Origin of the sequence: Pseudomonas rustica, assembly GCF_018336155.1 — a bacterium.
Lineage (GTDB): Bacteria > Pseudomonadota > Gammaproteobacteria > Pseudomonadales > Pseudomonadaceae > Aquipseudomonas > Aquipseudomonas rustica.
Genome location: NZ_JAGYHF010000026.1, coordinates 1 through 7,572, shown reverse-complemented (window position 1 = coordinate 7,572; position 7,572 = coordinate 1). Strand labels below are relative to the sequence as shown.

Sequence of the window (7,572 nt, the reverse complement as noted above, 5' to 3'; positions counted from 1 at the left end):
CTCTGTCCGCGACCGGCTCTGTCGCCGAGGGTGGCTCGATTGTTTACACCGCGACATTGACCAACGCCGCTGGCTCGCCAGTGACCGTGACCCTTTCGAACGGCGCAGTCATCAATATCGAAGCGGGTAAAACCACCGGCACCGTCACCGTCGCTGCTCCAGCTGACGACGTCTACAAAGACGCCGGCAACGTGCAGGCAACCATCAAAACCGCCACCGGTGGCAGTTTCGAAAATCTGGTGACCAGCACCGCGCCAGCCGTGACCAGCGTGACCGACACCATCGACACCACCACGGTGAAACTGACGGCCACCGCGACAGCGGCCGAAGGTGGCAACGTCGTCTACACGGCAACCGTCGGTGCTCCGGTAACCGGTTCGCCAGTCACCGTGACCTTGGCCAACGGTCAGACGATCACCATCGCTGTAGGTCAAACCACTGGCACCGCAACCACCGCCGCACCTAACGATGTGTTGACCGGCCATTCACCACTGACCAACTCGATCACCAACGTCAGCGGCGGCAACTTCGAGAACCTCGTCGCCGACAAGACGCCAGTCAGCACCACCGTGACCGACACCGTCGACACAACAAACTTGACGCTGAGCGCCACCAACTCGGTCGCTGAAGGTGGTTCGATCGTTTACACCGCAACCCTGACTAACGCCGCTGGCTCGCCTGTCACCGTGACGCTGTCCAACGGTGCGGTAATCACCATCGACGCCGGTAAAACCACCGGCACTGCGACGGTTCCAGCGCCAGCCGATGACGTCTACAAAGACGCCGGCACTGTGCAGGCAACCATCAGCAGCGCCACCGGTGGCAACTTCGAGAACCTGGTACCAAGCACTGCTCCAGCGATCACCAGCGTGACCGATACCATCGACACCACCACCGTGAAACTCACTGCGACTACAACCGCAGCCGAGGGTGGCAACGTCGTTTACACGGCAACCGTTGGTGCTCCGGTAACCGGCTCGCCAGTCACCGTGACCCTGGCCAACGGTCAGACGATCGCCATCGCTGTGGGTCAAACCACTGGCACCGCAACCACCACCGCACCAAACGACGTGTTGACCGGCCATGCACCACTGACCAACTCGATCACCAACGTAACCGGCGGCAACTACGAAAACCTCGTGGCCGACAAAACTCCGGTCAGCACCACCGTGACCGACACTGTCGATACGACGAACCTGTCGCTGTCCGCGACCGGCACCGTGGCTGAAGGTGGCCAGATCACCTACACCGCAACCTTGACCAACGCCGCTGGCTCGCCAGTCACCGTTACCCTGAGCAACGGCTCGGTGATCACCATCGACGCAGGCAAAACCACTGGCTCCGTCACCGTCGCTGCTCCAGCCGACGACGTCTACAAAGACGCCGGCAACGTGCAGGCAACCATCAAAACCGCCACCGGTGGCAGTTTCGAAAATCTGGTGACCAGCACCGCGCCAGCCGTGACCAGCGTCACCGACACCATCGACACCACGACCGTGAAACTGACGGCCACTGCGACAGCGGCCGAAGGTGGCAACGTCGTTTACACGGCAACCGTCGGTGCTCCGGTAACCGGTTCGCCAGTCACCGTGACCCTCGCCAACGGTCAGACGATCACCATCGCTGTAGGTCAAACCACTGGCACCGCAACCACCGCCGCACCTAACGATGTGTTGACCGGCCATGCGCCACTGACCAACTCGATCACCAACGTAACTGGCGGCAACTACGAAAACCTCGTAGCCGACAAAACTCCGGTCAGCACCACCGTGACCGACACCGTCGAAACGACAAACCTGTCACTCAGCGCTACCAACTCGGTCGCCGAAGGTGGCTCGATCGTTTACACCGCGACATTGAGCAACGCTGCTGGCTCGCCAGTGACGGTGACCTTGTCGAACGGCGCTGTGATCAACATCGAAGCCGGCAAAACCACCGGCACCGTGACCGTCGCTGCCCCGGCGGACGACGTCTACAAAGACGCCGGCACCGTGCAGGCAACCATCAGCAACGCCACCGGTGGCAACTTCGAAAGCCTGGTACCAAGCACGACGCCAGCCGTGACCAGCGTCACTGACACCATCGACACCACCACTGTGAAGTTGACGGCAACGGCCACAGCGGCAGAGGGCGGCAACGTCGTCTACACCGCGACCGTCGGCGCTCCGGTGACCAATTCGCCAGTTGTAGTGACTTTGGCCAACGGTCAGACCATCACCATCGACATCGGCAAAACCACCGGCACCGTGACCTCCACCGCACCGAACGATGCGCTGACTGGCCATACCCCACTGACCAACTCGATCACTAACGTCAGTGGCGGCAACTACGAAAATCTGGTCGCCGACAAAACCCCGGTCAGCACCACCGTGACCGACACCATCGACACCACCAACCTGTCGCTGTCGGCGACCGGCACCGTGGCCGAAGGTGGCCAGATCACCTACACCGCAACCCTGACCAACGCCGCTGGCTCGCCAGTCACCGTGACTCTGTCCAACGGTGCGGTGATCACCATCGACGCCGGCAAAACCACCGGCACCGTCACCGTGGCTGCTCCGGCGGACGACGTCTACAAAGACGCCGGCAACGTGCAGGCAACCATCAAAACCGCCACCGGTGGCAGCTTCGAAAATCTGGTGACCAGCACCACGCCAGCCGTGACCAGCGTCACTGACACTATCGACACCACCACGGTGAAGCTGACGGCAACGGCGACAGCGGCAGAAGGCGGCAACGTCGTCTACACCGCGACAGTCGGTGCGGCGGTAACCAACGCGCCTGTCGTGGTCACCCTGTCGAACGGTCAGACCATCACCATCGACATCGGCAAAACCACCGGCACCGTGACCACCATCGCACCGAACGATGCGCTGACTGGCCATACCCCACTGACCAACTCGATCACCAACGTCAGTGGCGGCAACTACGAAAATCTGGTCGCCGACAAGACGCCGGTCAGCACCACCGTGACCGACACCATCGACAACACCAACTTGTCGCTGTCGGCGACCGGCACCGTGGCCGAGGGTGGCCAGATCACCTACACCGCAACCCTGACCAACGCCGCTGGCTCGCCAGTGACCGTGACCCTGAGCAACGGCTCGGTGATCACCATCGAAGCCGGCAAAACCACCGGCACCGTGACCGTTCCTGCACCGGCTGACGACGTCTACAAAGACGCCGGTACCGTGCAGGCAACAATCAGCAACGCCACCGGTGGCAGCTTCGAAAACCTGGTAACCAGCAACACGCCAGCCGTGACCAGCGTCACCGATACCATCGACACCACTACCGTCAGCATCACCGGCAGCAGCTCGGTAACCGAAGGCCAGACCGCCAGCTACACCGTCAGCCTGAACCACCCGGCGCAAACCGAAGTAACCCTGAAAATCGTCTACAGCGGCACCGCCGCCGACGGTTCGGATTTCACCGGCGTGTACACCGTGAAGATCCCGGCAGGTGCGAGCAGCGCGCAGTTCAACGTCGCCACCATCGATGACAAGATCACCGAAGGCACCGAGAACTTCGTGGTCAAGATCGATTCGGCCACGGGCGGCAACTTCGAGAACCTCGCGATCAGCGCCACCAACGGCAGCGTCAGCACCTCGATCATCGACAACGATGCGCCGCCGGTCATCGACCTGGACGCCAACAACTCCAGCGGCGCCACCGGTGCCGATTACAAGGTGACCTTCACCGAAAATACCCCGGGCGCGGGCGTGTCGATTGCCGACACCGATATCAAGATCACCGACCCGGACAGCACCATGCTCACCGGCGCGACCGTGGTACTGACCAACCGTCAGGACGGCGATGCGCTGAATCTGGGCAACAGCGTCAACGGCATCACCATCAATGCCAACAGCACCAACGGCACCGTAACCCTGACCTTGTCGGGTAACGCGACGCTGGCTGACTACATGCAGGCCATCAAGAACATCAGCTTCACCAACAACAGTGAAGACCCGAGCACCGTGCCGCGCATCATCACCGTCACCGTGACCGATGGCGGCAACTACTCCAACACCGCGACCACCACGGTCAACGTGGTGGCGGTCAACGATGCGCCGATCGCCGCACCGAGCAACGTCACCGGCACGGAAGACACGCCGCTGATCCTCGGCTGGTCGACCTTCGGTGTGACTGACGTCGACAGCCCGGCCAGCAGCCTCGGGGTGAAAATCACCCAGCTGCCGGGCGAAGGCAAACTGCAGTATCTGGACGGTTCGACGTGGAAAGACGTCGCCAACAACCAGACCTTCAGCAAGGCCGACATCGACGCGGGCAAGCTGCGCTTCATGCCGGATGCCAACGAGTCGGGCGCGAACGGCAATGCTGCGGGCATTGGCGATCAGAAGGCTGATTACGCACAACTGCAATTCCAGCCAACCGACGGCCAACTGCTGGGCAGCACCGGCACGATCAAGATCGACATCACGCCAGTGGCTGATGCACCGACCCTGGGCGTGGCCGACAACAGCGTGAAGTCCACCGGCCTGATCAAGGAAGTCTGGACGGGTCTTTCGGGCCTCGGCACCAACGGCAACGGCGCCGATGCGACGACGTTGAAAAACGTCATCGACGCCGCCGGCAAACCGAACTCCAGCACCAACGTGACCAACGTGCAGTCCGACGGCAGCGTGACCGCCGGTACCGCATCGAAAACCTCGGGCCTGATTTATCTGGAAGCCGGCAAGAGCTACACCTTCACCGGTATCGGTGATGACAGCCTGCTGGTGACCATTGGCGGTAAAACCGTGGCCTCGACCACGTGGGGTGTGGGCGGCAACCTCAACGGCTCGTTCACCCCGACCACCAGCGGCTACTACACCCTCGACATCTACCACCACAACCAGAGCGGCCCGGGCAGCTATGACGTCAACCTGTCGGTCAACGGCGGCACGGCGATCGACCTGAGCAGTGCTGGCGTGCCGATCTACACCGGCGTGCAGGATCTGGTGAACTCCGGCGTGACCGTTTCCGATCTGCATGGCAGCAACGGCGAAGGCTATTACGACGGCTACAAGCTCAACACCGGCGCCGAAGGCACCAGCGTCAAGTTGTCGGCCGTGACCACGGGCCTGACCGACACCGACGGCTCGGAAACCCTGAGCGTGAAGATCAGCGGCGCACCGGTCGGCTCGGTACTCACCGACGGTGCGGGCCACAGCTTCACCGTCACCGCGACCAGTGGCGACGCCAACGTCACTGGCTGGAGCCTCGGCACCCTGACCGTGACCCCGCCGACCTACTACAACGGCCAGTTCAACCTGACCGTAACGTCGACCTCGACCGAAGCGCTGGGCGGTTCGGCCAGCACCACCGCGACCATTCCGGTCACCGTGGTGCCGGCGGTCTATAACGCCATCGTCGGCACTTCGGGCGATGACACCTTCAGCGGCACCGACGGCAACGACATCATGGTCGCTGACATCGGCGGCCTGACCGTGGTGCCGGGCACCAACTACAACATCGCGTTCATGGTCGACAGCTCGGGCAGCATGAGCGCTTCGTCGATCAGCGCGGCCAAGGACTCGCTGACGTCGGTGTTCAACACCCTCAAGCAGAGCCTCGGCGGCAACAACTCGGGCACGGTGAACATTTTCCTCGCGGACTTCGACACTCAGGTGAACAAGTCGGTGTCGGTGAACCTCAACGACCCGAACGCGCTGACTCAGCTCAAAGCCGTACTCGACTCGATGGCGTCCGGCGGCGGTACCAACTACGAGGACGTGTTCAAAACCACGGCCAACTGGTTCCAGAGCGCTGACGCCGTGGCCAACACCGGGGCGAAGAACCTCACGTACTTCATCACCGACGGCCAGCCGACCTATTACCAGAGCGGCGAGCAGACAAACCCGACGCTGTACAACAGCGTGAAGTTCGACAGCGTGGTGACGACCAGCAATTACAAGCTGGGCGATAGCTTCGCCACGTACATCGACAGCACGCACTATCTGAGCATCAGTGCCGCCGGTGCTGCTGTTCTGCAAACGTACAAAAACGGCAGCTGGAACTGGAGCAGCCTGGGCACCGTTCACGCTCAGGGCGACGGCACCTATGAGTTGTCGAACCTGGCGGGCAGCGGCAGCAGCACCAGCACAACCACCACCGACAACTCGACCAGCAGTTTCGCGCTGCTCAGCGGTCTGTCCAACGTTGAAGCCATCGGCCTCAACAGCGGTGTCAGCCTCAATGACCTGAAACCTTACGACTCGGACAAAACGCCACAAACCAACATCGATCCGAAGGATCTCGCCAACTCGATCATCGGCCACACCGAAGCGACCCTGCCGGGCAACGACGCGCTCAGCGGTGGCGACGGCAACGACATCCTGTTCGGCGATCTGGTGAGCTTCAACGGCATTGCCGGTGAGGGTTATCAGGCGATGCAGGCGTTCGTGGCCAAGGAAACCGGGGTCGACGTCAGCAAAGTCACTACCAGCAACGTGCACCAGTACATCACCGAGCACTATCAGGCGTTCGATGTGTCCGGCGCGCATGACGGCAACGACACGCTGTTGGGTGGCGCGGGCAATGACATCCTGTTCGGCTCGGGCGGTAACGACACGCTCGACGGCGGCAAAGGCAATGACATCCTGCTCGGTGGTACTGGCAACGACACGCTAATCGGCGGCTCGGGCAACGACATCCTTATCGGTGGTTCGGGTGCCGACACCTTCGTCTGGAAATCGGGCGACACCGGCAACGACGTGATCAAGGACTTCAAGGCCGCCGACGGTGACCGCATCGACCTGCGCGATTTGCTGCAGGGCGAGACCGGCAGCACCATCGACAACTTCCTGAAGATCACCACGGTCGATGGCACGTCGTCGCTGCAAGTCAGCTCGGCAGGCAAGTTCAACTCCGGCGATGCGGCTGCGGCCACGCCGGACGTGACGATCAAACTGGAAGGCAACAACTGGTCGAGTGCCAACATTCATAACCTGATTGCTGGTAGCGACCCGACCATCAAGGTCGACCACAACAACAGCTGATGCATGAACAAAACGGCCGCCCTGATGGGGCGGCCGTCACGTTTACGCCAATCGTCACGGTGACGATTGCGTCGCCGCACCGCATACTCGCGCGCAGTTGGCTATGCTGCTGACAGCATGACGCTGGTTCATTTCTGAGGGATGCTCAATGTTTTACGTGCAACGCGATGCGCAAGGTGTGTTGACGCGCGTGGAAGCGGCGGCTTACGCCGAAGCCACGGAAACGCTGCCGGCCGACAACCATGAAATCCAGGCGTGGTTCGCCAACGCTGCGGTGGAAAACAGCCTCAAACAGCTCAAGCAGAGCGACTTTGAAATGATTCGGGTACTCGACGACCTGATTCAAGTGCTGACCAGTAAAGGCGTGATCCGCGTCACCGACCTGCCGCCAGCGGCACAGGCCAAACTGCTGGATCGTAACCAGGCACGTGAGGCGTTGGGCGGGTTGAGCCAGCTGATTGATGAAGATGAGAGCGGGCTGATTTAAAGCAAAAGATCGCAGCCTTCGGCAGCTCCTACATGGAATGCATTCCCCTGTTTTGATCGTCCCCACGCTCCGCGTGGGAACGCA

Annotated in this window: 1 protein-coding gene and 1 pseudogene; both read left to right on the top strand. The window is 61.6% G+C overall.

Going from position 1 to position 7,572, the window contains the following annotated elements; all coding sequences use genetic code 11:
- Positions 1-7,001: pseudogene (locus KFS80_RS26550) on the top strand (LapA family giant adhesin); the annotation flags it as partial.
- Positions 7,002-7,149: 148 nt separating this feature from the next.
- Positions 7,150-7,488, top strand: a complete 339-nt coding sequence (locus KFS80_RS26545) for a hypothetical protein (protein ID WP_053116431.1) — start codon at positions 7,150-7,152, stop codon at positions 7,486-7,488.
- Positions 7,489-7,572: the final 84 nt, after the last annotated feature.